Here is a 20,759-nt window from a genome sequence, read left to right on the forward strand (position 1 = left end):
TCGGGGCGACAAGCTCCCTAGATTCCTCGACCGTGTGCAACGAGCACCGCTCGGGTACGTCCGCCGGCCGAACCAAGCCAGCTCGCAGCACAGCCTCCGGCGGACGGGGCGGAGCGCGACGACCGCGTCCTACGCGCCGGGAGTCGTGCCCGGCCTTGGGGGACCCCGGGTGATTCGAGAGGGAACTACATGTCCGCATGTGCCGAGAACACTCACGAGAATGGTCATAAGGCGCGTACGACGCGTACGACCGCGGTCCTCGCCGGGGCGGCACTGCTCGCCCCGTTCGGACTACTCGCCGCGACCGGCGACGCCGCCGCGGCCGACAGTGGAGTGTGGGACCGCATCGCGAAGTGCGAGAGCGGCGGGAACTGGCACATCAACACCGGCAACGGCTACTACGGAGGACTCCAGTTCTCCGCCGGCACCTGGCGCGCGTACGGCGGCACGGCCTACGCGTCGACCGCCGACAAGGCATCCAAGGCCGCGCAGATCGCCGTCGCCACCAAGGTCCAGAACGCACAGGGATGGGGCGCGTGGCCCACCTGTTCGGCGCGGGCCGGAGCGTATGGAAGCGCGCCCGCATCCTCGGGCGCCGGGTCGGCCGGAGGGTCGGCCACCACGAAGTCGACATCCAAGTCGGCCCCGTCGAAGTCGAAGCCGTCGAAGACGCCGGCACATCCGTCGGGCCACACGAACCGCGACGCGTCGCGCGGCGACTACACCGTCCGCAGCGGCGACACGCTGAGCGGCATCGCCGCGCGCAACGGGACCACCTGGCGGAAGATCTACGCCGCCAACAAGGCCGTCATCGGCGGTGATCCCGACCTGATCGTGCCCGGCCAGCGGCTCGACCTCTGAGTCCCGCTCCCCCCGTCCCGGGCACGGGGCCCCGCCCGGTCCTCCGACCGGGTGGGGCTCCTGCGGGGGCTGGCGCGGCTCGACGCGCCCGGACGGCCCGCTGCATAGCGTGGGTCGATGCACCCTACGTCTCACCGGCGCATCCGGTACGCGGCCGCCCTCGTCGTCGTCCTGGTCCTGTTCAGTCCGCCCTGGGCGCAAGCCGCGCAACCGCCCCCGCTTCCCGGGTCCCAGGCGGTACGGGTGTCGTACGACTGTGCGAAGGACCAGTGGCCCTGGGGCTGCATCGCCGAGTGCGAGAGCGGCGGTCGGTGGGACGCGAACACCGGGAACGACTTCTACGGAGGGTTGCAGTTCTGGCAGCCCACCTGGGAGGCGTTCGGCGGGCTCGCGTACGCCCCGCGCGCCGATCTGGCCACGCGCAAGGAGCAGATCAAGGTCGCCGAGGAGGTGGTGGCCGCCCAGGGGTGGGGAGCCTGGCCGGTCTGTTCCAAGAGGTACAAACTCCAGGGCCGTATGCATGTGGTGAAGGCCGGTGACACCCTCTCGTCGATCGCCCGCAAGTACCAGGTCAAGGGCGGCTGGAAGGCGCTGTACAAGGCCAACGAGCAGATGGTCGGGTCCCATCCGAACCGGCTGAGCATCGGCACGCTGCTCGTCATCCCGAAGGGTTCGGGCGGCGTCCGGGTCTCGGCCCCTGCCCAGTTCGGGCCGCCGCTGTTCCCCCGGTCCACCCTGCCCACCCTGTCCATGCTGTCCCCGCTCTCCGACCCGCCGCTTCGGCCGCCTCCCCGCTGAACGCGACCGCGCCACGGCGCAGTTCATGGATGTACGTCGTCCGGCCCGCCCGCTCGCGCAGGCCGGGCGGCAGCCGCTGCTCCGCGACCACCACGCACGCGTCGAGGCCGCTCAGCAGCTCGTACGTCCGTGCCGCGACCGTCGGTGACATGCCCTGCGCGGGTTCGTCGACGAGCACCACGCGCGCGCGTGACAGCAGGGCGCGGGAGAGGGCGAGCATGCGCTGTTCGCCGCCGGAGAGGGTGCCGGCGTGGCGGGGGAGGAGGGGCTGGAGCTGGGGGTAGGCGTCGAGGGCGGGTGCGAAGTCATGTTTGGGGGCGGCCAGTGCGAGGTTCTCTCGGACCGTGAGCGAGCCGAAGACCGCCCGGCGCTCCGGGACGAGACACAGTCCGCGCCGGGCGCGTTCGTATGCCGGCACGCGGGTCACGTCGGTGCCGTCCCAGACGACGGCACCGCCGGACAGCGGCACGGTTCCCGCGAGGGCGCGCAGTGCGGTCGTACGGCCGGAGCCGTTGCGGCCCAGCAGCACGGTGAGTCCGGGGCCCGGGGCGACGACGGTGACGCCGTGCAGGGCCTCCAGGGGGCCGTAGCGCACGCGCGCGTGGCGCAGGGCGATGCTCATCCGCCTGTCCTCGTCTCGAGTACGCGGTCGGCCGGGCCGGAGGTGACGATCCGCCCCGCCGCCATCACATGGACCGTGTGCGCCAGGTCGGCGACCAGATCGAGGTCATGCTCGACGACGAGCAGGGCCATGCCGTCCGCGGTGAGGGCCCGCAACACGCGGGTCAGCGCGGTCACTTCGGCGGCGTCGAGTCCGGCCGCCGGTTCGTCCAGCAGCAGCACGCGCGGACTCCCGGCGAGCGCCCGCGCCAGCTCGACGCGTCTGAGCGTCCCCGTCGGCAGCCCCGCCGCGGGCAGCGCCCGCACCGGCCCGTCGAGCCCGAGCAGCCGCAACGCCCGCTCCGCGGCCTCCGGATCGGCTATCCGTCCCTGCTCGGCGCCCACCCGAACATTTTCGGCCACGGTCAACGAGGGGAAAACCGCCAGCTGCTGAGAGGTCCGCGCGATCCCCAGCCGGGTACGCGCGTGCGCGGCCAGCCGGGTGACGTCCCGCTCCCCGAGCAGCACCTGCCCGCCCGAGGGGCGCAGCGTCCCGGCGAGACAGTGGAAAAGGGTGCTCTTTCCGGCGCCGTTGGGGCCCACGACCGCGGTGACACGTCCTGGGCAGATGTCGAGGTCGGCTCCGTCGAGGGCCGTGAAGCCCCCGTAGACGACACGGAGTCGACGGGCGCTCAAGGTCGGGGAGGTGGCGGGGGCCGGACACGGGTACGAACGACGGGGCTTGACTCGGCGCGGGGCGGTGGAGGCGGGGACGGGGGCAGGGGCGGGCTGCGTCGTGCCGTCCAGCAGCTCGGTGTCGTCCGGTCGCCTCGGGGGGTTGCCTGGGTCTTGGGCGGATGTGTCGTGGTGCGGGTGTGGGGTGTTGTCCGGTCGGCCTTGGGGCTTGCCCGGGTCTTGGGCGGATATGCCTGTGTGTGGAGGGTCGGCCGCTCCGCTCGGGAGTTCACCCGGGGCTCGGGCGGGCGCGGCGCCGCGCGGTTGCGCGGTGTCGTCCGTTCGACGCGGCGCCTCGCCGGGCTCCTGGGCAGAAACATCGCTCCGCGCTCGTGCCGCGCCTCCCGGCCGCTCGGCGCCCTTCGCACTCCCGGCGCCGGGCCATCCGCCAATGCCGGGCGACGCGGCGGAGGGACCCAGCGCCGCGCCGCTCGGCCGGTTGGGCTCGGTTGGGTCGTGTCGGGCGGTTTGCGGTTCGGGCGTGCGCGGATGTTGGTTCTCGGTGGGCTTGGGTCCCGTGTTGCTTGGCCGGTTGGGCTCGGCCGGGGCGCGTCGGCCGGTTTGCGGTTCGGGTGTGCGTGTATGTCGGTGCGCGGTGGGCTCGGGTCCTGTGGCGCTTGGCCGGTTGGGCTCGGGCGGGTTGTGCCGACTGGTTTGCGGTTGGGGTGTGCCTGGATGGGGGTGGTCGGTGGGCTCGGGTTCCGTGTAGCTCGGCTGGACTGACCCGGCTGGGCGTCCGCGGAGCCCGAGTGCCCCCGGACGCCGCCGCCCCGGCGTGCCCCACCCAGCGCTCGCCGCCGCCGTGGGCCCCGCCAGGACAACCCCCTTGGTTCTCCCCGGCTCCGTCGGTCGCAATTGCCGTCGCACGCGGGTCCCCAGGGGTGTCAGGGTCGCCCGGCGGCGCAGGCGCAGTCGGGAGGCTGCGGTACGCAGTGCTTCGTACGGGCCCCCGGGGAAACGTCCGACGAGCACCGCCAGGACCCCGATCAGGGCCGCTGCCACTCCGCCGCGCGCGCCCGCGTCGAGACCCACGAGCAGGGCCGCGGCGGCCAGGGCGCCGAGCACGCTGTCGGCGCCGAGGACGACGACCGCCGCGAACCACAGGAGCCCGCGGACGGGGTCGTAGGCCGTCGCGTCGAAGGCGCGCAGGCCCATGCCGAGCATGCCGCCGCCCAGCGCGGCCAGGGCGGCGCCCGCCACGAAGGCGGTCAGTTTGAGGGCCGGGACGCGGACGCCTGCCGCCGACGCGCCCGACTCGTGGTCGCGCATGGCGGCCAGGGCGCGGCCCGTACGGCCTTGGCGCAAGGCTGCGGCGGCCAGCAACGCGGCGGCGAGCAGCACGAGTTCGAGTACGTAGTACGCGCGGTCGCCCTCGAAGCCCGCCGGGCGGCCGAGCGACAGTCCCGAGGTCGCGTACGGCTGGGCGAAGACGAAGCGGCTGACCCCCACGCCCACCGCGAACGTGGCCAGGGCCAGCGCCAGCCCGTGGCGGCTGATCGCCGGCCAGCCCGTCAGCAGACCCAGCGGGGCGACGAGGACGACGGCGACGGCCAGGGCCGTCAGTTCGGGGAACGCGGGCAGACCCGGGAAGCGGCCCGCCGCCAACAGGGCGGTGAAGAGGGCGCCCAGACCCGCGTACGCCGCCTGACCGAGCGAGATCTGGCCGCCGCGGCCCGTCACGACGACCAGCGAAAGCAGCACCACGCCCAGCGCCGGGACCTGCACCGACGTATGCAGGTCCGAGCCCGCGAAGCCCAAGGGCAACAGGAACAGGACGACGGCCACGATCCACGCCCCCGGTGGCGTCGCCACCCGGGCCGTCGCCGTGCGCGGGAGCGCGTCGCGGGTGCCGATGCCGGGGAGCACGAGGGCCGCGATCAGCAGCGCGACCACGAACAGGTTGGCGCCCACGGCCTGAAGCAGCGGTTCCGCCCAGCCCGAGGGATGCAGACGGGTCAGCTGGCTCTGGGCGACCCCGAGGCCCAGCGCCACCACGACGGCCACCGGGAGACTGCGCATCCGGGCGGCCACCGCGACCGCCATCACCTCCATGACGAGCAGCGGCATGCCGTACGGGTCGAGGCGCACGTACGGAGCGAGGAGCACCCCCGTCAGGCCCGCCGTGAACGAGCCGAAGGCCCAGCCCGCCGCGGCCACCCGGTCCGCGTCGATGCCGCCGAGTACCGCGAGCGAGCGGTCGTCGACGACGGCGCGCAGCTCGGTGCCGAAGCGGGTCCAGCACCGGGGGGTCCGGGGGTGTCCCCCGGAAGAACGAAGTATGGCCCCCACGCACACGGTCAGCGCGACCGCCACCGCCAACTGCCCCCACGGATCGGCCGACACCAGTGTCGGAGCGTCGGCCCGCGCCCCCGTGCCCCACACCAGGGCGGCTCCGCCGACCAGCAGGACGAAGACGCCGATGGACGCGACGAGGGTCTGCGCCGGGTCGCCGCCGAGGACGGACAGGGGGCGGAAGACGAAGCGTTCCAGGGCCATGCCGATGGCCGGGGCCACGAGAAGGAGGGTCACCGAGGCGCCCAGCGCGAGCGGCCAGCCCCACTCGACCGTGAACTGGCGCAGCAGATACGCGCACACCATCGCGATCGCGCCGTGCGCGAAGTTGAGCACGCCGGTCGCCCGGTGGGTGACGATCAGCCCGATCCCGGTGAGCGCGGCAGCACTGCCGACCGAGAGACCGGCGAGGGTGAGGTCGTACGTCAGCGACGCCATCAGTCACCCGGATCGGCGGCGGACGGCTCATCGGCGGCGAACGGCTCACAGATCGGGCACGGCCCCAACTCCCCGCTCGCCAGCACCCGCGAGTCCACCGGCACGGCCTCCGCCTTCCCGGCGACCAGCGGGCAGTCCGCGCGGTGCCACAGCGTGCCGCCCGGCACCATCAGCAGCTCACCACTGGTGGCGACGGGCGTGGCCGCGGTCTGACCGGACTCGTCCGCGTCGGCGGGCTCGGCCGCCACGAGCAGCCCGTACAGCTCCTCGACGCGCGCCGCCGCCAGCGCGTTCCTGCCGTGCGTGAGCAGCACCGCGCCCGCGATGATCAGCGCGGCCCCGGGGACCGTGCACGACGCGAGGTACGGCAACTGCCGCTCCGCGTACCGCTCGCCCGAGATCCCGTACCAGCCGATGACGCACAACACCGCTCCGGCGGCGAGCGCGGCCCACCCGGCCCACAGGACGGGGTGCACAGTCCGCAGTCGAGCTGTCCGCATCCGGGCTCCCATGTCATGTGTCTGTCCATGTCAGCCAATGGCTTGCACTATGCCTTCTGGAAGCTGACCCTGAAAGCACCGGGCGCAGATGGCCCGGACGGACACCCGGTGGTGAGCCAGATGGTTCTCGGGAGCGACGTCAGGCGGGGGAACGGCCGGGGGGTGGCAGCGGCGGTCGTACTCATCTTCGCCGCGGCCCTCACCGCGTGCGGGGACGACAGCGGCGGCAAGTCCACGGCGGTCCCCACCCCCTCGGTCGAGAAGTCGACCAGTACCCAGCCCAGCGCCACGGCCCCGTCCGATCCGACGGCGGCCGCGAAGGAGATCCAACAGAACTGGGAGAAGTTCTTCGACCCGGCCGTCTCCCAGAAGGACAAGCAGGCCGTTCTGGAGAACGGCGACCAGATGACCAAGGTCCTGCAGGGCTTCAACGGCGACAAGCGGGGCCAGCAGGTGCAGGCGAAGGTCGAGAAGGTCGAGTTCACCTCGCCGACCGACGCGAACGTGACGTACTCGCTGACCCTGAAGGGCGCGACCGCCCTGCCGGGCGCCTCCGGGACGGCCGTCGAGCAGGACGGCACCTGGAAGGTCTCCGTCAAGACGCTCTGCGCGCTGGTCCAGTTGAGCGGCAATGAGTCGCCGGGCCCCGGCTGCTGAGTCGGCTGCCCTGGGCCTGCTGCTCCTGCTGTTCCTGCTGAGCACGGCCTGCGGCAGCCGCCTCCCGGAGAGCGACTTCGAGAACCGCTCGACACCCACCCGGCAAGGCACCGCCCCGATCAGCGTCGGCATCATCACCAGCGCCACCAGCCCGGTCGGCGGGTCCGCCTTCACCGGACCACGCGACGGGGCGAAGGCCTACTTCGACCGTCTCAACGCGCGCGGCGGCATCGGCGGCCGCGCGGTCGAGGTGCACCTGTGCGACGACGGCGGCAGCGGCGTCGGCAACAACGAGTGCGTGCACCAGCTCGTGGACGAGGACAAGGTCGTCGCCCTCGTCGCCACCACCGCCCTCGACTACGCGGGCGCCTCCCGGGTGTCCCACGCGCGCGTGCCCGACATCGGCGGCCAGCCCATCGGACCGGCGTACGACACGTATCCGCACCTCTACGGGATCTACGGCAGCCTCTCGCCGCGCAACGGCACGACCGGCTGGGGCGGGAAGCTGTACGGCGGCACCGAGGTGTACCGCTACTTCAAGCGCGAACAGGGCGCCCGGACGGCCGCCGTGATCTCCTACAACCAGTCCGCCTCGGCCGCGTACGCCCGGCTCGTCGCCCAGGGGCTGAAGGCCGAGGGCTACAAGGTCGTCACCGAACAGGTCGACTTCGCCCTGCCCAACTTCCGTGCCGCGGCCGCCGACTTGAAGGATCAGGGCGCCGATCTCGTCTTCGACGCCCTCGATACGCACGGCAACGCCCAGCTGTGCAAGGCCATGGACGACGTCGGGGCCAAGGTCATCGCCAAGGTCACCAACGTGCAGAACTGGACGTCCACCGTCCCCGAGGACTACGCGGACTCTCCGCGCTGCCGCAACGCTCTGTGGGTCACCGGGGCCAGCCGCAACTACGAGGACACCGGGCAGCCTGCCGTACGGGAGTTCCGTGACGCGACCCGGTCGCTCACGACGCACTCCCAGTGGCAGTTGGAGGGCTGGGCTGCCGCCATGTGGTTCACGGACGCGGCCGAGTCCTGTGCGGTGACGGGCGTCACGCGTGCGTGTGTCGACGGGGTCATGGATCGGGGGGAGCGGTACACCGCCGGTGGTCTGCTGGTCCCGGTCGCGTACGAGCGCCTTGCCGAGCCGCCGAAGACCCGTAGGACGTGTCTCTCGGTGGCCCGTTGGGAGGACGGCCGGGGCTGGGTCTCCCAAGGGGACATGAACAGCACCTGCTTTGAGGTGCCGCAGCTGTCTTATCGGCCTTGAGGGGCGGCCGACGGGTGTTTCGCCCCCGCCGCCCCTACCCTTCCCGTACCGGGGGGCTGCCGCCCCCAGGCCCCCGCTTCGGCCTGAACGGTCTCGTCCTCAACCGCCGGACGGGCTGAAAGATTTCAGCCCGTCCGGCGGTTGAGGAGCCCGCACATCACCGCAACGAACCGAACAACCCCCTGATGTCCCCGGTCAGCAGCTCTGGCTGTTCGAGGGCGGCGAAGTGGCCGCCGCGGTCGAACTCGGTCCAGCGGACGATCGTGTTGGTGGGCTCGGCCCAGCGCCGGATCGCGACGTCCTCGGCGAAGTTCGCGACGGCGGTGGGCACGTCGGAGCGGGTGGTGGGGAACCAGTCGCCGGAGTGGCTGTTCTCGTAGTACATGCGGGCCGCCGAACCGGCCGTGCCCGTCAGCCAGTACAGCATCACGTTCGTGAGCAGCGTGTCCCGGTCGACGGCGTCCTCGGGCAGCTCGGCCGAGGAGTGCGTCCACTCCTTGAACTTCTCGGAGATCCAGGCGAGTTGGCCGACGGGGGAGTCGGTCAGGCCGTAGGCGAGGGTCTGCGGGCGGGTTGACTGGATGGCGTTGTAGCCGAAGCCGTCCGTCGTGAACGTCGCGATGCCGGCGAGGCGTTGCTGCTCCTGGTCCGTCAGCTCGGCCCGCACCTCGTCCGGCACGGGACCGAGCGGGATGAAGCCCACCGAGGCCGCGTTCACATGGACGCCGATCACCGACTCGGGTGCGATCCGGCCCAGTTCGGGCGAGATCAGCGCGCCGAGGTCGCCGCCGTGGGCGCCGTACCGCTCGTAACCGAGCCGTCGCATCAGCTCGGCCCACGCCCGTGCCGTACGGCTGACGTTCCAGCCGCGCTCCCGGGTGGGGCCGGAGAAGCCGAAGCCCGGGATGGACGGGATGACGAGGTGGAAGGCGTCGGCCGGGTCGCCGCCGTGGGCGCGCGGGTCGCTGAGCGGGCCGATCAGGCTGAGGAACTCCACGATCGAGCCGGGCCAGCCGTGTGTCAGCAGAAGCGGCACGGCGTCCGGCTCGGGCGAGCGGACGTGCAGGAAGTGCACCTGGGCGCCGTCGATCTCCGTGACGTACTGGGGGATCTCGTTCAGCGCCGCCTCGTGCTTGCGCCAGTCGTAGGCGCCCCGCCAGTACGCCGTCAGCTCACGGACGTACGGCAGGGACGCCCCGTACTCCCAGCCGGCGTCCGGCAGTTCGTCGGGCCAGCGGGTCAGGTCCAGGCGGGTGTGCAGGTCGGCCAGCTGGGCCTGGGGAATCTCGATCCGGAAGGGGCGCACGGTGTTGTCTGCCATGTCCTGAACGCTACGGACCCTTGCGGACAGCTACTGTCCGCAACGCCTGGCAGACTCGGAACCATGTTGGAGACATCGGCACGACTGCTGCGCCTGCTCTCGCTGCTGCAGGCCCACCGCGAATGGTCCGGGGCAGACCTGGCGGACCGCCTCGGCGTCACCCCCAGGACCGTCCGCCGCGATGTGGACCGGCTGCGCGAGCTGGGCTATCCGGTCAACGCCAGCCCCGGCACGGGCGGCGGCTACCAGCTCGGCGCGGGGGCCGAACTGCCGCCGCTGCTCCTGGACGACGACGAGGCGGTCGCCGTGGCGGTCGGGCTGCGTACGGCCGCCGGGCAGGGCATCGAGGGCATCGGCGAGACCTCCGTACGCGCCCTCGCCAAGCTGGAACAGGTGCTGCCGCACCGGCTGCGCCGCCGCGTCGGCGCCCTGAACGCGTTCACCGTGCCGATGCTGCGCGGTCCGCAGCCCTCCGCCGTCGACCCCGCCGTCCTCACCGAGCTCGCGGGCGCCTGCCGTGACTCCGAGCGGCTGCGCTTCGAGTACCGCGACCACGGCGGCTCCCCGACCCGCCGCAGCGTCGAACCACACCGCCTGGTGTGCACCGAGCGCCGCTGGTACCTGGTCGCCTGGGACCTCGACCGTGACGACTGGCGTACGTTCCGGGTGGACCGCATCACGCCCGAACCGCCGCACGGACCGCGCTTCCCGCCCCGTACGCCACCGGCCGAGGACCTGGCGGCGTACGTCTCCAAGGGCATCTCCACGCGCGCGTACGCCTCGCACGCCGCGATCAGGCTGCTCGTGCCCATAGAGCAGGCGGCCGAGCGGATCTCGCCCTCCGCCGGGACCCTGGAGGCCTCCGGGGAGGACAGCTGCATCCTGCGCACCGGAGCCGCGAACCTCGACGTGATGGTCATTCACGTGATGCTGATGGGCTTCGAGTTCGAGATCCTCGAACCCGCCGAGTTCACCGAGGCGATCAGGACGGCCCGGGACCGGCTGTCCCGGGCTCTGGAGCGGGCTTCGTCGGGATCGCCGCATACGAGGGATGGTGCAGGTCGAACGCCGGGGACTCGGAGCGGATCCGGGGCAGCGTGACGAAGTTGTGCCGGGGCGGCGGGCACGAGGTCGCCCACTCCAGGGAGCGCCCGAATCCCCACGGGTCGTCGACCTCGACCTTCTTGCCGTACTTCGCGGTCTTCCAGACGTTGTAGAGGAACGGCAGGGTCGAGAGGCCCAGCAGGAAGGCGCCGATGGTCGAGATGGTGTTGAGCGCCGTGAAGCCGTCGGCGGCCAGATAGTCCGCGTAGCGGCGCGGCATGCCCTCGGCGCCCAGCCAGTGCTGCACCAGGAAGGTGGTGTGGAAGCCGACGAAGAGCGCCCAGAAGTGGATCTTGCCGAGCCGTTCGTCGAGCATCTTGCCGGTGAACTTGGGCCACCAGAAGTAGAAGCCGCCGAAGGTCGCGAAGGCGACCGTGCCGAAGACGACGTAGTGGAAGTGGGCGACCACGAAGTACGAGTCGGTGACATGGAAGTCGAGCGGCGGCGACGCGAGGATCACCCCGGTCAGACCGCCGAACAGGAACGACACCAGGAAGCCGACGGCCCACAGCATGGGTGTCTCGAAGGAGAGGGATCCCTTGAGCATCGTGCCGGACCAGTTGAAGAACTTCACACCCGTGGGCACGGCGATCAGGAACGACATGAACGAGAAGTACGGCAGCAGCACCGCGCCCGTCGCGAACATGTGGTGTGCCCACACGACCACCGACAGACCGGTGATGGCCATCGTCGCGGCGACCAGCGTCAGATAGCCGAAGATCGGCTTCCGGCTGAAGACCGGCAGGATCTCCGTGATGATCCCGAAGAACGGCAGCGCGATGATGTAGACCTCGGGATGCCCGAAGAACCAGAAGAGGTGCTGCCACAACAGCGCGCCGCCGTTGGCCGCGTCGAACACCACCGAGCCGAACCGCCGGTCCGCCTCCAGGACCAGCAGCGCCGCCGCGAGCACCGGGAACGCGAAGAGGATGAGGATCGAGGTGAAGAGGGTGTTCCAGGTGAAGATCGGCAGCCGGAACATCGTCATGCCGGGGGCCCGCATCCCGACGATGGTCGTAATGAAGTTCACCGCGCCGAGGATCGTGCCGAAGCCGGCCAGCGCGAGGCCCATGATCCACATGTCGGCGCCGATGCCCGGCGAGCGCTCCAGGCTGTTGAGCGGGGCGTAGGCGAACCAGCCGAAGGCGGCGGGGCCGTCGGGCACCAGGAGCGAGCCCAGCACGATCAGGCCGCCGAAGAGGAAGAACCAGTACGACAGCATGTTCAGCCGCGGGAACGCGACGTCGGGGGAGCCGATCTGCAGCGGCATGATCTCGTTGGCGAACCCGGCGAAGGTGGGGGTCGCGAACAGCAGCAGCATGATCGTGCCGTGCATGGTGAACAGCTGGTTGAACTGGTTGTTGTCCATGATCTGCAGGCCGGGCCGGGCGAGTTCGGCGCGCATCAGCAGCGCCATCAGGCCGCCGATCAGGAAGAAGGCGAACGACGTGATCAGATAGAGGTGGCCGATCTTCTTGTGATCCGTGGTGGTCAGCCAGTCGACGACCAGGCGCCCCGGCTGCCTGGTCCGTACGGGTCGCGCCGTCGCCTGCGCGGTGTCCGTCCCCATCGCTCGCCCCTTCGCCATCGCGTTCTGGGCCTGCTGAAGCTCACGCCATGATGCTCGCGCCGCCCGTGCTCCGACAGAGGGCGTGCGGGGGTTCTGTGGCGGAACCGTGCATTTCCCATGCGGCGTCAGCTTCTGCGACACGCCCCGGAATCGGAATGGAAAGGCGTCGCCGCACGGCCGGATCCGCACATTTCATTGGGCTATTCGGGATGGCGTCACGGTAGTCCCGAATTACGTTCGAAGGGGTGCGGAACACGTAGGGAACCCCTCGTACGTGTGACGGAGTTCGGCCGAAACGCGTGTCGTGATCCTGTGACAGAAGCGTGACCGGAGAGGGATAGGTGACGCTTGGTGGCGGGTTCGGGCTTCCCCGGCCGGAGCATGCCGCCTAACGTGGCGGTCATGGCACCCATTCCCTCCCCTCCCGCAGAGCCCCAGGACAGTCCGGAGAGTTATGTCGGGCTGGAGGCGAGCAGCGCCGAGCGCCGCGCCCGGGAGCGCGGCTGGTCCTCGGTGCGGTCGCTGCCGCCCGGCGCGATCATCACCATGGAGTACCGCTTCGGTCGGCTGAACTTCGAGGTCACCGACGGCAGGGTGACCCGCTGCTGGAAGGGCTGACGGCACCGTGGATGTGCGAAGGCCCCCGGCTCGTGACGAGCCGGGGGCCTTCGCGGTGCGGGGAGGCTGTGCGTACCGGCCCCGCTGTCCTGTTGTCCTCAGCCGCCCGCCATGGGGCGGGCCGAGGCGGTCGTGGTCCCGCGCGGCACACGGTCCGAGTGCGGCGGACGGCGGCTGCCGACCGGCGTGACCGGGGTGCGCTCCGAGCGGGCCGTGTGCGGCCCGGGGGCCAGGTGGACGGAAGCCCGGGGCGCGCGGGCGGCGCCGACCGTCTCGCGGACCGGCACCTCGCCGTCCGCTCCGGTGGGCTGGGTGACCATGACGGGCGCGCCGACCGGCGCGGACGCCGGGGCAGGCAGGGCACGGCCGCGACGGGCGCGCCAGGAGTCGCGCAGCGAGAAGATCCCGGCCTCGGCGCGGGCGATCAGCGGCTCGACCCAGGGCAGCGCCAGCAGGATCAGCAGACCGGCGGCCCAGCCCAGGAGCACATCGCTCAGCCAGTGCGTACCGAGATACACGGTGGTGAGGCCGACGCCGAGCGAGGTCACGGCGGACAGCGCGGACAGCCAGCGGCGGGCTCTCGGGGTCGAGGCCAGATAGGCCAGGATTCCCCAGGTCACGACGGCGTTCGCGGTGTGGCCCGACGGAAATATATCGCCGCCGAGACCCATCTCGTTCGAGCCGATCGTGATGGCGTAGTGCGGGCCGAGACGGCCCATGCCGAGCTTGGCGGCGCCGACCGTGATGTTGAGCAGCAGCAGCGAGGCACCCAGCGTGAGCAAGGGGCGCAGGGTGTGCTGTCGCCAGGCGCGCCAGCCCAGCCAGGAGGCGACCATCACGGCGGTGGGGCCGCGCTGGCCGAGCACCACGTAGTAGTCGAGGAACGCGTGGATCTCCGGCCACTGCTGGTAGGGCCGGAAGAACATGACCTGCCAGTCGAACCGGACCAGCCACGATGTGATCGCCACGGCCCACACGATGGCCAGGTAGAAGGCCAGGGTGGCTCCGAAGAGCACAACCCTGTGCCGGCTCATGACCGGCACATCAATGTGGGCCGGTCGTTCCGGCTCACGGTCCAGCCGGGCGAAGACCCGGTCCAGACGGGTGAGGTTTCGTTCGGTACGCACTCAATGGACGTTACAGCGAGTGAGCTGTGTTCCAGGTCGAATCACTCGCTTTGTGATGACGATGTGATGTGGGATTCCTCTCAGAACCATGTCTATTTCCAACGAATCCCCAATCGCCGACCTTCGGACCCTTCAATTCCATTGATCTCACACAGCTTAATTTTATAGCGCTTATATATTCGTTCACCGAATCCTGGGGTGGAATTCTCCGGCCGCTCACCGGGCGTCAGGAAGTCGATCATGGAGGCCCGGAGCCGTTCAGCCAGAAGGCCCCGTAGACCGCCGAGGCCACCGCCACGCCGCCGAGAACCAGTGCTGACCTGGACGTACGCAGCCGGGCCAGGGCCAGTGCGAGGGGCAGCAGCAGGGGGAAGGCGGGCAGCAGGAGGCGCGGTTTCGAGCCGAAGTAGCTCGACGCGCACAGGGCGAGCGCGGTGACGATCCCCGCGTACACCAGGAGCGGCAGCGGCTGACCCTGCCGTACGCACGTCACGTACAGCCAGACCACCAGCGCGACCCCGACGATCAGCCCGACGCCCGCCAGGGCCGACGGGAACGACGTGAACTTGTCGCCGACGAAGCGGGCGAAGGCGTACCCGCCGTCGAAACCGTTGCGCCAGCCCGCCTGGACGTCGAGATAGCCGAGCGGGCCCTTGCCGGTGCGGTGGCCGACCCACAGGACGTACCCGGCGGCGCCGAGGGGCGCGAGAAGCATGCCGAGGGCGCGCCGCCAGGTCGGTGCGCCGTCCGGTCGGGGCGTGCTTCGGTCCCGTACGGAATCTCCTACGAACGAGGTGATCGCCGCCACCCATACGGCCGCGACCACCGCGGCGCCCACCGGGCGGGTCAGCCCGGCCAGCGCGGCGAGCAGGCCCGCCGTCAGCCAGCGTCCGGTCAGCACCGCGTAGAGCGACCAAGCGGCGAGCGCCGTGAAGAGGGACTCGCTGTACGCCATCGACTGCACGATGCCGACGGGCAGCACCGCCCACACCAGCGCGGCGCAGACGCCCGCCCGCCCGTCTCCCGCCACCGCCCTTCCCAGGCCGCGCTTCGCGCCGTCCTCTTTTTGCCCGTACACATGGTCCGCGACCGCGAAGATCCCCCAGGCCGCGGCCGGCGAGGCGAGCGTGCCGACCAGCAGTCCCGAGTCCGCGTACGACAGCGGGGTGATCGCCGAGACGAGCCGCTCCAGCCAGGGCAGCAGCGGGAAGAACGCGAGATTGGAGTGCACGTCGCCGTTCGGAAGGCGGACCTCGTAGCCGTAGCCGAGGTCGGCGACGCGGGTGTACCAGAGCGAGTCCCAGCGGGCCGTCAGCAGCTTGTACGCGCTCTTGCCGTTCGCCGCGCTCCACACCGCGAGGACGATCAGGCCCAGGGCGCGCACGGCCGCGTACCCCAGCAAGGCGGGCGCGGCCCTGCGCAGGGCGCCCTTGCGGGGAGGCGTCGCGACAGGCGTCTCAAGATCGGTCACGGGCTCGATTATCGAGGGCACCCGGAACCGGCCGACGCTCCCGGGCGTGGTGCACCAGGGGGGAGCGTGGCGCACGCCACACGCTCGGCGAGGAGAACGTGAGAGGTGTGCCACGCGTCATCGGCGGGAACTCGCGTACGCTGACGGCTCACTCGCCTTTGTTGCGTGGGCCGGGATTCCGCTCCCCCAGGCCGCAACCCCAGGGAGTCCCCACCCTGCGGTTTCGCCGAACGCGAGGGAACATCTGGGAGGTACGTACATGTCCGGGACGACCACGGCCGCTGCGCGATGCCGTCGGGACGCCGGGGCCGGTGCCAACCGCTGGGTCGTCCTCGTCGTCCTCTGCGTCAGCCTCTTGCTGGTCGCCCTCGACGCCACCGTGCTGCATGTCGCGGTGCCCGCCGTCACCGAGGACCTCAAGCCCGGCGCGATAGAGCTGCTCTGGATCGTCGACATCTACCCGCTCGTCTGTGCCTCGCTGCTCATCCTCTTCGGCACGCTCGGTGACCGCGTCGGCCGCCGACGGATTCTTCTCCTCGGATACGCGCTCTTCGGCGTCGCCTCCGCGATCGCGGCCCTCGCCGACAGCGCACAGGTCCTGATCGGGGCACGTGCCCTGCTCGGCGTCGGCGGCGCGATGATCATGCCCGCGACGCTGTCGATCCTGCGGCAGGTCTTTCCCGACCGGCGGGAGCGGGCGCTCGCGATCGGTATCTGGAGTGCGGTCGCCGCGGTCGGCGCCGCCGTCGGGCCGCTGCTCGGTGGCTTCCTGCTGGAGCACTTCTGGTGGGGGTCCGTCTTCCTCATCAACATTCCGCTGATGCTCGTCAGCCTGCCGATCGGGCGGCTGCTGCTGCCCGAGTCGAGGGGCGACCGCAACGGTCCTTGGGATGTGGTGGGGGCTTTGATGGCCGCCGCGGGGCTCTTCGGGCTCGTCCTCGGCGTGAAGCGGCTCGGTGGCGGTGAGGCGCCGTTCAGCCCGTTCACGCTGGTGCCGCTGCTCGTGGGCGGTGTGCTGATGGCCGGGTTCGTGCGGCGGCAGCGGCGGCGTGCGCATCCGCTGGTCGATCTGCGGATGTTCTCGCGGCCCGCGTTCAGTACGTCGGTGGGGTGCATCGTCCTCGCGATGCTCGCGCTGGTCGGGCTCGAGCTGATCGCCGCGCAGTACTTGCAGCTCGTGCTCGGGCTGTCGCCGCTGGAGACCGGGCTGCGGCTGCTGCCGCTCACCGTGGCGGCGATGGCCTCCGGGCTCGCCGGGGCGAAGATGCTGCGGCGGTTCGGGCCGCGCGCGATGGTCTGCTTCGGGTTCTGCCTCACCGCGGCCGCGGTGATCACGCTCACCGCGATGGGCGCGGACGACAACACCGGGCTGCTGCTCTTCGGGTTCGTGCTGCTCGGGTTCGGGCTGGAGACGACGCTGTTCGGTGCGTACGAGTCCATGCTGAGCGAGGCGCCGCCCGCGCAGGCGGGTGGCGCCGCCGCGATCGGCGAGACCTCGTACCAGCTGGGCGCCGGGATCGGCATCGCGCTCCTGGGGAGCGTGATGAACGCGGCGTACGCGCCCGGGCTGTCGTCGGTTCCGGGTGTCCCGGCGGCCGACTCCGCGGCGGCGGGGCACTCGCTGGGTGAGGCGTACGACGTCGCCGCGCGGCTTGGCGGGTCTCGGGGAGATGCCCTGCGGCATGCGGCTCGGGATTCCTTCGTGCACGGGCTGCATGTGACCTTGCTGGTCAGTGCGGGGCTGTTGCTGCTCGGGGCCGTGATGGCGCTGCGGTTGCCGCGGGTCATGGAGTGCGGGGCGCCCGCGGCGGGCCCGGCGATTCCCGCGCCTCGGGAAGTCGCCGAGTCCCGCGTGTCCGCATAGTTCTCCCGCCCGTGCGCGCCCGTTTCTGTCCCGGTTACAAGTGCTGGTCTCCCGTGGGGCGGTACGCCGTCGGCGGCTGTCGGTTCATGGTGAGGGAAGCGGCCTGGACTTGCGGGACACTGCGTCGTAACGTCGGCCCGAAGCCGTAACTAACACTGCTAGTTTTAGCGTGCCGGAGGTCTTGCCATGTCCGCGTCCTCGAAGCTCCCGCCCTTCGACCCCGCTGATCCGCTCGGCATCGACGACCTCCTGGACCCTGAGGATCTGGCCATCCGTGACACCGTGCGGGCGTGGGCCGCGGACCGTGTGCTGCCCTACGTCGCCGAGTGGTACGAGAAGGGGGAGCTGCCCGGGATCCGGGAGCTGGCACGGGAGCTGGGCGGGATCGGGGCGCTTGGGATGTCGCTGAAGGGGTACGGGTGCGCGGGGGCGTCCGCCGTGCAGTACGGGCTTGCCTGTCTGGAGCTCGAAGCCGCCGACTCCGGGATTCGGTCGCTGGTGTCCGTGCAGGGGTCGCTCGCCATGTACGCCATCCACCGGTTCGGGTCCGAGGAGCAGAAGCAGCGGTGGCTGCCCTCCATGGCCTCCGGCGACGTCATCGGATGCTTCGGGCTGACCGAGCCCGACCACGGTTCCGACCCCGGCTCCATGCGGACGTACGCCAAGCGCGAGGGCGGGGACTGGCTCCTCAACGGGCGGAAGATGTGGATCACCAACGGGTCCGTCGCCGGGGTCGCCGTGGTGTGGGCGCAGACCGACGACGGGATCCGCGGGTTCGTCGTGCCCACCGACGCCCCCGGGTTCTCCGCTCCCGAGATCAAGCACAAGTGGTCCCTGCGGGCCAGCGTCACCAGCGAGCTGATCCTCGATGACGTACGGCTGCCCGCCGACGCCGTGCTGCCGGACGTGACCGGGCTGAAGGGACCGCTCAGCTGTCTCTCGCACGCGCGGTACGGGATCGTGTGGGGCGCGATGGGGGCGGCGCGGGCCAGTTTCGAAGCCGCCGTCGAATACGCCAAGACGCGCGAGCAGTTCGGACGGCCCATCGGCGGCTTCCAGCTGACCCAGGCCAAGCTCGCCGACATGGCGGTCGAGCTGCACAAGGGAATTCTGCTTGCCCATCACCTGGGGCGGCGCATGGACGCGGGACGGCTCCGTCCCGAGCAGGTCAGCTTCGGCAAGCTCAACAACGTACGAGAGGCGATCGAGATCTGCCGGACCGCTCGTACCATCCTCGGCGCCAACGGGATTTCCCTCGAATACCCCGTGATGCGGCACGCCACGAACCTCGAGTCGGTGCTCACCTACGAAGGCACCGTCGAGATGCATCAACTCGTGCTGGGCAAGGCGCTCACCGGACTCGATGCCTTCCGGTAGAGACCGTGAAGACCCCGGCGGGCAGGGCCGGTGAGCGGCCCTGCCTCAGCTCTGGTTGAAGAAGCCGTCCGTTCGACGACCCGAGGCCTCGCCGCTGACGATCTCCGTGTTGGCAGGGGTCAGCAGGAAGACCCGGGTGGCGACCCGCTCGATCGTGCCGCGCAGGCCGAAGGTCAGGCCGGCCGCGAAGTCCACCACGCGCTTGGCGTCGGCGGGCTCCATGGACGTGAGGTTGATGATGACCGGGACACCGTCCCGGAAAAGTTCGCCGATGCCGCGTGCGTCCCGGAAGCTGTCCGGGGTGACCGTGCCGATCCGGCGGCCCTTCTCCTCCGCCGTCTCGGACGCGACCTTCACGCGTGGGTCGGTGACCCAGGCATCGCCGGATTCCTGTCCCTCGGCGTAGTTGTCGTCGTCGTAGTAACGCTCGTCATCGTTGTCGTCGACGAGGCCAAGCCAGGCACTCGCCTTGCGCACCGATCCCATGGACGCCTCCTCTCACAGCGGTCTTTCTTGCTTTCCGCATCCCCATGGTCGTCCATGATGCGGATGTCGCGCCAAGTGGATAGACGCCGCGCGGGGGTTTCGTGACGGTACTGGTGCACAGCGAATACGTCGAGAGCCCCCGTCCCCCAAGGGTCTTGCTGTGTACGGCTGCTGACTGAGAGTGAAATATGATTTCTCACGGCGTTCGGGTGACGGGCGGGGCGTACGGGTGAACGAAGTGGTCGATACGATGCCGCAGCTCAACGTCTTACGAGCCACGGGGGAGTGTCGTGTTCGGAATGGTGAGGCCCTGCAGCCATCGGCTCGGTGAGGGGCTCAAGACGCAGTGGATGGCGCATTTGTGCGGGCTGTGCCTCGCGCTGCGCGGGGACCACGGTCAGTTCGCGCGGGTCGTCACCAATTATGACGGGCTGCTGATATCGGTTTTGACGGAGGCTCAGGCCGAGCGGACGACGGGATGGCGGCGGACCGCCGGGCCCTGTCCGTTGCGTGGCATGCGGACCGCGTCCGTCGCGCAGGGCGAGGGCGCGCGGCTCGCCGCGGCCGTCTCGCTGGTGCTCGCCTCGGCCAAAGTGCGCGACCACGTGGCGGACAGGGACGGGTTGTTGGCGCGCAAGCCCGTGGCACTCGCCGCGCGCCGGGTCGCCGCGAGCTGGGGCAAGGCCGGCGCGCGTACGGGATCCGACGTGGGCTTCGACACCGCCGTGCTGGTCGACGCGGTGGACCGGCAGGTCGGGATCGAGGCGCTCGCCGGGCTCGGGACGCCGCTGCTGACGGTCACCGAGCCGACCGAGACCGCGACCGCCGCGGCCTTCGCGCACACCGCCGTCCTCGCCGGGCGGCCGGGCAACGCCGAGCCGCTCGCCGAGGCCGGGCGGCTCTTCGGGCGGCTCGCGCATCTCCTGGACGCCGTGGAGGACAGGGAAACTGACGCCGCGTCGGGTGCGTGGAATCCGCTGACGGCCACCGCTACGCCGCTGGGCGAGGCGCGGCGGCTCGCCGACGACGCCTTGCACGGGATACGGCTCGCGCTGCGCGAGGTGGAGTTCACCGACTCCAAGCTGGCGCATGTGCTGCTCGCCCATGAGCTGGGGCGGTCGGTGGACCGGGCGTTCGGGACGGCGGGGTGCGGTCACTCTCCCGAGGGCTCCCTCGGGCCGGCTCAGCAGGGTGGGACTGCTCAGCAGGGTGGGCCGTACAGTCCGCAGAGCCCCCACGGCCCCCACGCCCCCCACGGCCCTTACGATCCGCAGAATCCGTACGTCGGCGGCGGCAACCCCTTCGGCGGCGGGCCCTCCTCCCAGCCGCCGGGCCCCGGCAAGCGCGGTTTCTGGGCGGGCTGCGCGGCCGCGATCGGGCTGTGCTGCACCTGCAAGGTGTGCTGCGCCGACGAGTTCGAGGGGCCGTGGTCGCGCAAGAAGCGCGAAGGGTGCCTCAGTGACTGCGACTGCAACTGTGACTGCTGCGAGGCCTGCGAATGCTGTGAGTGCTGCTCCTGCTGCGACTGCGGACTGTGACGCCGTATACGGCCGCGCAGGGGACTGCGCGGCCGGTCGGGTTTGACCTGCGGGTCGCAGAGGCTCGCGTTTCCGGAGGGTAAAACAAAAACATGATCGGGTGACCGCTGTGCCGTGAGGGTCGTTGGTTGGGCG

At 71.0% G+C, this 20,759-nt stretch carries 16 protein-coding genes and 1 pseudogene; 9 read left to right on the forward strand and 8 right to left on the reverse strand.

Translation table 11 applies throughout. From position 1 onward, the window contains the following. Positions 1 to 189 precede the first annotated feature (189 nt). A complete protein-coding gene (locus ACZ4WS_RS08465; RefSeq protein WP_467978432.1) occupies positions 190 to 861 on the forward strand; it encodes a transglycosylase family protein in 672 nt (223 codons plus the stop codon). 117 nt (positions 862 to 978) lie between these two features. Then, positions 979 to 1,290 (forward strand): annotated as a pseudogene (locus ACZ4WS_RS08470) (transglycosylase family protein); the annotation flags it as partial. Between the two features lie 229 nt (positions 1,291 to 1,519). Here the strand turns inward: ACZ4WS_RS08470 and ACZ4WS_RS08475 are convergent. The 3 genes from ACZ4WS_RS08475 to ACZ4WS_RS08485 are packed head-to-tail and all read right to left on the reverse strand — an operon-like array spanning position 1,520 to position 6,224. Further along, the gene (locus ACZ4WS_RS08475; protein ID WP_467978433.1) at positions 1,520 to 2,281 is read right to left on the reverse strand and encodes an ATP-binding cassette domain-containing protein; all 762 of its coding nucleotides are present in this window, start codon (positions 2,279 to 2,281) and stop codon (positions 1,520 to 1,522) included. Beyond that, positions 2,278 to 5,724, reverse strand: a complete 3,447-nt coding sequence (locus tag ACZ4WS_RS08480) for an ABC transporter permease subunit (RefSeq protein ID WP_467978435.1) — start codon at positions 5,722 to 5,724, stop codon at positions 2,278 to 2,280. The genes ACZ4WS_RS08475 and ACZ4WS_RS08480 overlap by 4 nt, the downstream gene beginning before the upstream one ends. Continuing rightward, on the reverse strand, positions 5,724 to 6,224 hold the full coding sequence (locus ACZ4WS_RS08485; protein ID WP_467978436.1) for a hypothetical protein: 501 nt from the start codon (positions 6,222 to 6,224) through the stop codon (positions 5,724 to 5,726). The genes ACZ4WS_RS08480 and ACZ4WS_RS08485 overlap by 1 nt, the downstream gene beginning before the upstream one ends. Positions 6,225 to 6,344: 120 nt before the next feature. Between ACZ4WS_RS08485 and ACZ4WS_RS08490 the strand changes: the two genes are divergently transcribed. Both ACZ4WS_RS08490 and ACZ4WS_RS08495 read left to right on the forward strand, forming a co-directional pair. Next, complete coding sequence (locus ACZ4WS_RS08490) at positions 6,345 to 6,881, forward strand: MTB12 C-terminal domain-containing protein (RefSeq protein ID WP_467979242.1); 537 nt, start codon at positions 6,345 to 6,347, stop codon at positions 6,879 to 6,881. After that, entirely contained in the window at positions 6,856 to 8,148 is a 1,293-nt protein-coding gene (locus tag ACZ4WS_RS08495) for an ABC transporter substrate-binding protein (protein WP_467978438.1), read from the forward strand. Before ACZ4WS_RS08490 ends, ACZ4WS_RS08495 begins: the two co-directional genes overlap by 26 nt. A gap of 157 nt (positions 8,149 to 8,305) precedes the next feature. Here the strand turns inward: ACZ4WS_RS08495 and ACZ4WS_RS08500 are convergent, their stop codons facing one another. Continuing rightward, positions 8,306 to 9,469, reverse strand: coding sequence for an epoxide hydrolase family protein (locus ACZ4WS_RS08500; RefSeq protein ID WP_467978439.1), 1,164 nt, complete (start codon positions 9,467 to 9,469; stop codon positions 8,306 to 8,308). A 63-nt stretch (positions 9,470 to 9,532) separates the two neighbouring features. Between ACZ4WS_RS08500 and ACZ4WS_RS08505 the strand changes: the two genes are divergently transcribed. Next, positions 9,533 to 10,570, forward strand: a complete 1,038-nt coding sequence (locus tag ACZ4WS_RS08505) for a helix-turn-helix transcriptional regulator (RefSeq protein WP_467978441.1) — start codon at positions 9,533 to 9,535, stop codon at positions 10,568 to 10,570. On the opposite strand, the gene ctaD is transcribed toward ACZ4WS_RS08505, so the two are convergent. Next, on the reverse strand, positions 10,452 to 12,143 hold the full coding sequence (gene ctaD, locus ACZ4WS_RS08510) for an aa3-type cytochrome oxidase subunit I (protein WP_467978443.1): 1,692 nt from the start codon (positions 12,141 to 12,143) through the stop codon (positions 10,452 to 10,454). The genes ACZ4WS_RS08505 and ctaD overlap by 119 nt on opposite strands. Positions 12,144 to 12,545: 402 nt before the next feature. Here ctaD and ACZ4WS_RS08515 point away from each other — a divergent pair, with 402 nt between their 5' ends. Beyond that, positions 12,546 to 12,761 carry an I78 family peptidase inhibitor gene (locus tag ACZ4WS_RS08515; RefSeq protein ID WP_467978445.1) on the forward strand — a complete coding sequence of 72 codons (216 nt, stop codon included), beginning with the start codon at positions 12,546 to 12,548 and terminating at the stop codon, positions 12,759 to 12,761. A 98-nt stretch (positions 12,762 to 12,859) separates the two neighbouring features. On the opposite strand, the gene ACZ4WS_RS08520 is transcribed toward ACZ4WS_RS08515, so the two are convergent. Then, positions 12,860 to 13,888 (reverse strand): phosphatase PAP2 family protein, encoded by a 1,029-nt coding sequence (locus ACZ4WS_RS08520; protein WP_467978447.1) that lies wholly within the window; start codon positions 13,886 to 13,888, stop codon positions 12,860 to 12,862. Positions 13,889 to 14,126: 238 nt separating this feature from the next. Beyond that, complete coding sequence (locus ACZ4WS_RS08525) at positions 14,127 to 15,359, reverse strand: mannosyltransferase family protein (protein WP_467978448.1); 1,233 nt, start codon at positions 15,357 to 15,359, stop codon at positions 14,127 to 14,129. A gap of 259 nt (positions 15,360 to 15,618) precedes the next feature. Between ACZ4WS_RS08525 and ACZ4WS_RS08530 the strand changes: the two genes are divergently transcribed. Both ACZ4WS_RS08530 and ACZ4WS_RS08535 read left to right on the forward strand, forming a co-directional pair. Next, the gene (locus tag ACZ4WS_RS08530; protein WP_467978450.1) at positions 15,619 to 17,223 is read left to right on the forward strand and encodes an MFS transporter; all 1,605 of its coding nucleotides are present in this window, start codon (positions 15,619 to 15,621) and stop codon (positions 17,221 to 17,223) included. Positions 17,224 to 17,409: 186 nt separating this feature from the next. Next, complete coding sequence (locus ACZ4WS_RS08535) at positions 17,410 to 18,600, forward strand: acyl-CoA dehydrogenase family protein (RefSeq protein ID WP_467978452.1); 1,191 nt, start codon at positions 17,410 to 17,412, stop codon at positions 18,598 to 18,600. Between the two features lie 45 nt (positions 18,601 to 18,645). Here the strand turns inward: ACZ4WS_RS08535 and ACZ4WS_RS08540 are convergent, their stop codons facing one another. Next, positions 18,646 to 19,086, reverse strand: coding sequence for a cell division protein SepF (locus tag ACZ4WS_RS08540; RefSeq protein ID WP_467978453.1), 441 nt, complete (start codon positions 19,084 to 19,086; stop codon positions 18,646 to 18,648). A gap of 290 nt (positions 19,087 to 19,376) precedes the next feature. On the opposite strand from ACZ4WS_RS08540, the gene ACZ4WS_RS08545 reads away from it, so the two are divergent. Further along, positions 19,377 to 20,624, forward strand: a complete 1,248-nt coding sequence (locus ACZ4WS_RS08545) for a DUF5685 family protein (RefSeq protein ID WP_467978455.1) — start codon at positions 19,377 to 19,379, stop codon at positions 20,622 to 20,624. The last annotated feature ends 135 nt before the right edge of the window (positions 20,625 to 20,759 follow it).

Source organism: Streptomyces sp. NPDC029292 (assembly GCF_055569295.1).

Coding starts and splice junctions, on each gene's coding strand:
- ACZ4WS_RS08495 (WP_467978438.1), top strand. CDS start 6,856: ATGAGTCGCCGGGCCCCGGCTGCTGAGTCGGCTGCCCTGGGCCTGCTG.
- ACZ4WS_RS08515 (WP_467978445.1), top strand. CDS start 12,546: ATGGCACCCATTCCCTCCCCTCCCGCAGAGCCCCAGGACAGTCCGGAG.
- ACZ4WS_RS08485 (WP_467978436.1), bottom strand. CDS start 6,224: ATGCGGACAGCTCGACTGCGGACTGTGCACCCCGTCCTGTGGGCCGGG.
- ACZ4WS_RS08505 (WP_467978441.1), top strand. CDS start 9,533: ATGTTGGAGACATCGGCACGACTGCTGCGCCTGCTCTCGCTGCTGCAG.
- ACZ4WS_RS08490 (WP_467979242.1), top strand. CDS start 6,345: ATGGTTCTCGGGAGCGACGTCAGGCGGGGGAACGGCCGGGGGGTGGCA.
- ACZ4WS_RS08480 (WP_467978435.1), bottom strand. CDS start 5,724: ATGGCGTCGCTGACGTACGACCTCACCCTCGCCGGTCTCTCGGTCGGC.
- ACZ4WS_RS08535 (WP_467978452.1), top strand. CDS start 17,410: ATGTCCGCGTCCTCGAAGCTCCCGCCCTTCGACCCCGCTGATCCGCTC.
- ACZ4WS_RS08475 (WP_467978433.1), bottom strand. CDS start 2,281: ATGAGCATCGCCCTGCGCCACGCGCGCGTGCGCTACGGCCCCCTGGAG.
- ACZ4WS_RS08540 (WP_467978453.1), bottom strand. CDS start 19,086: ATGGGATCGGTGCGCAAGGCGAGTGCCTGGCTTGGCCTCGTCGACGAC.
- ACZ4WS_RS08500 (WP_467978439.1), bottom strand. CDS start 9,469: ATGGCAGACAACACCGTGCGCCCCTTCCGGATCGAGATTCCCCAGGCC.
- ACZ4WS_RS08530 (WP_467978450.1), top strand. CDS start 15,619: ATGTCCGGGACGACCACGGCCGCTGCGCGATGCCGTCGGGACGCCGGG.
- ctaD (WP_467978443.1), bottom strand. CDS start 12,143: ATGGGGACGGACACCGCGCAGGCGACGGCGCGACCCGTACGGACCAGG.
- ACZ4WS_RS08465 (WP_467978432.1), top strand. CDS start 190: ATGTCCGCATGTGCCGAGAACACTCACGAGAATGGTCATAAGGCGCGT.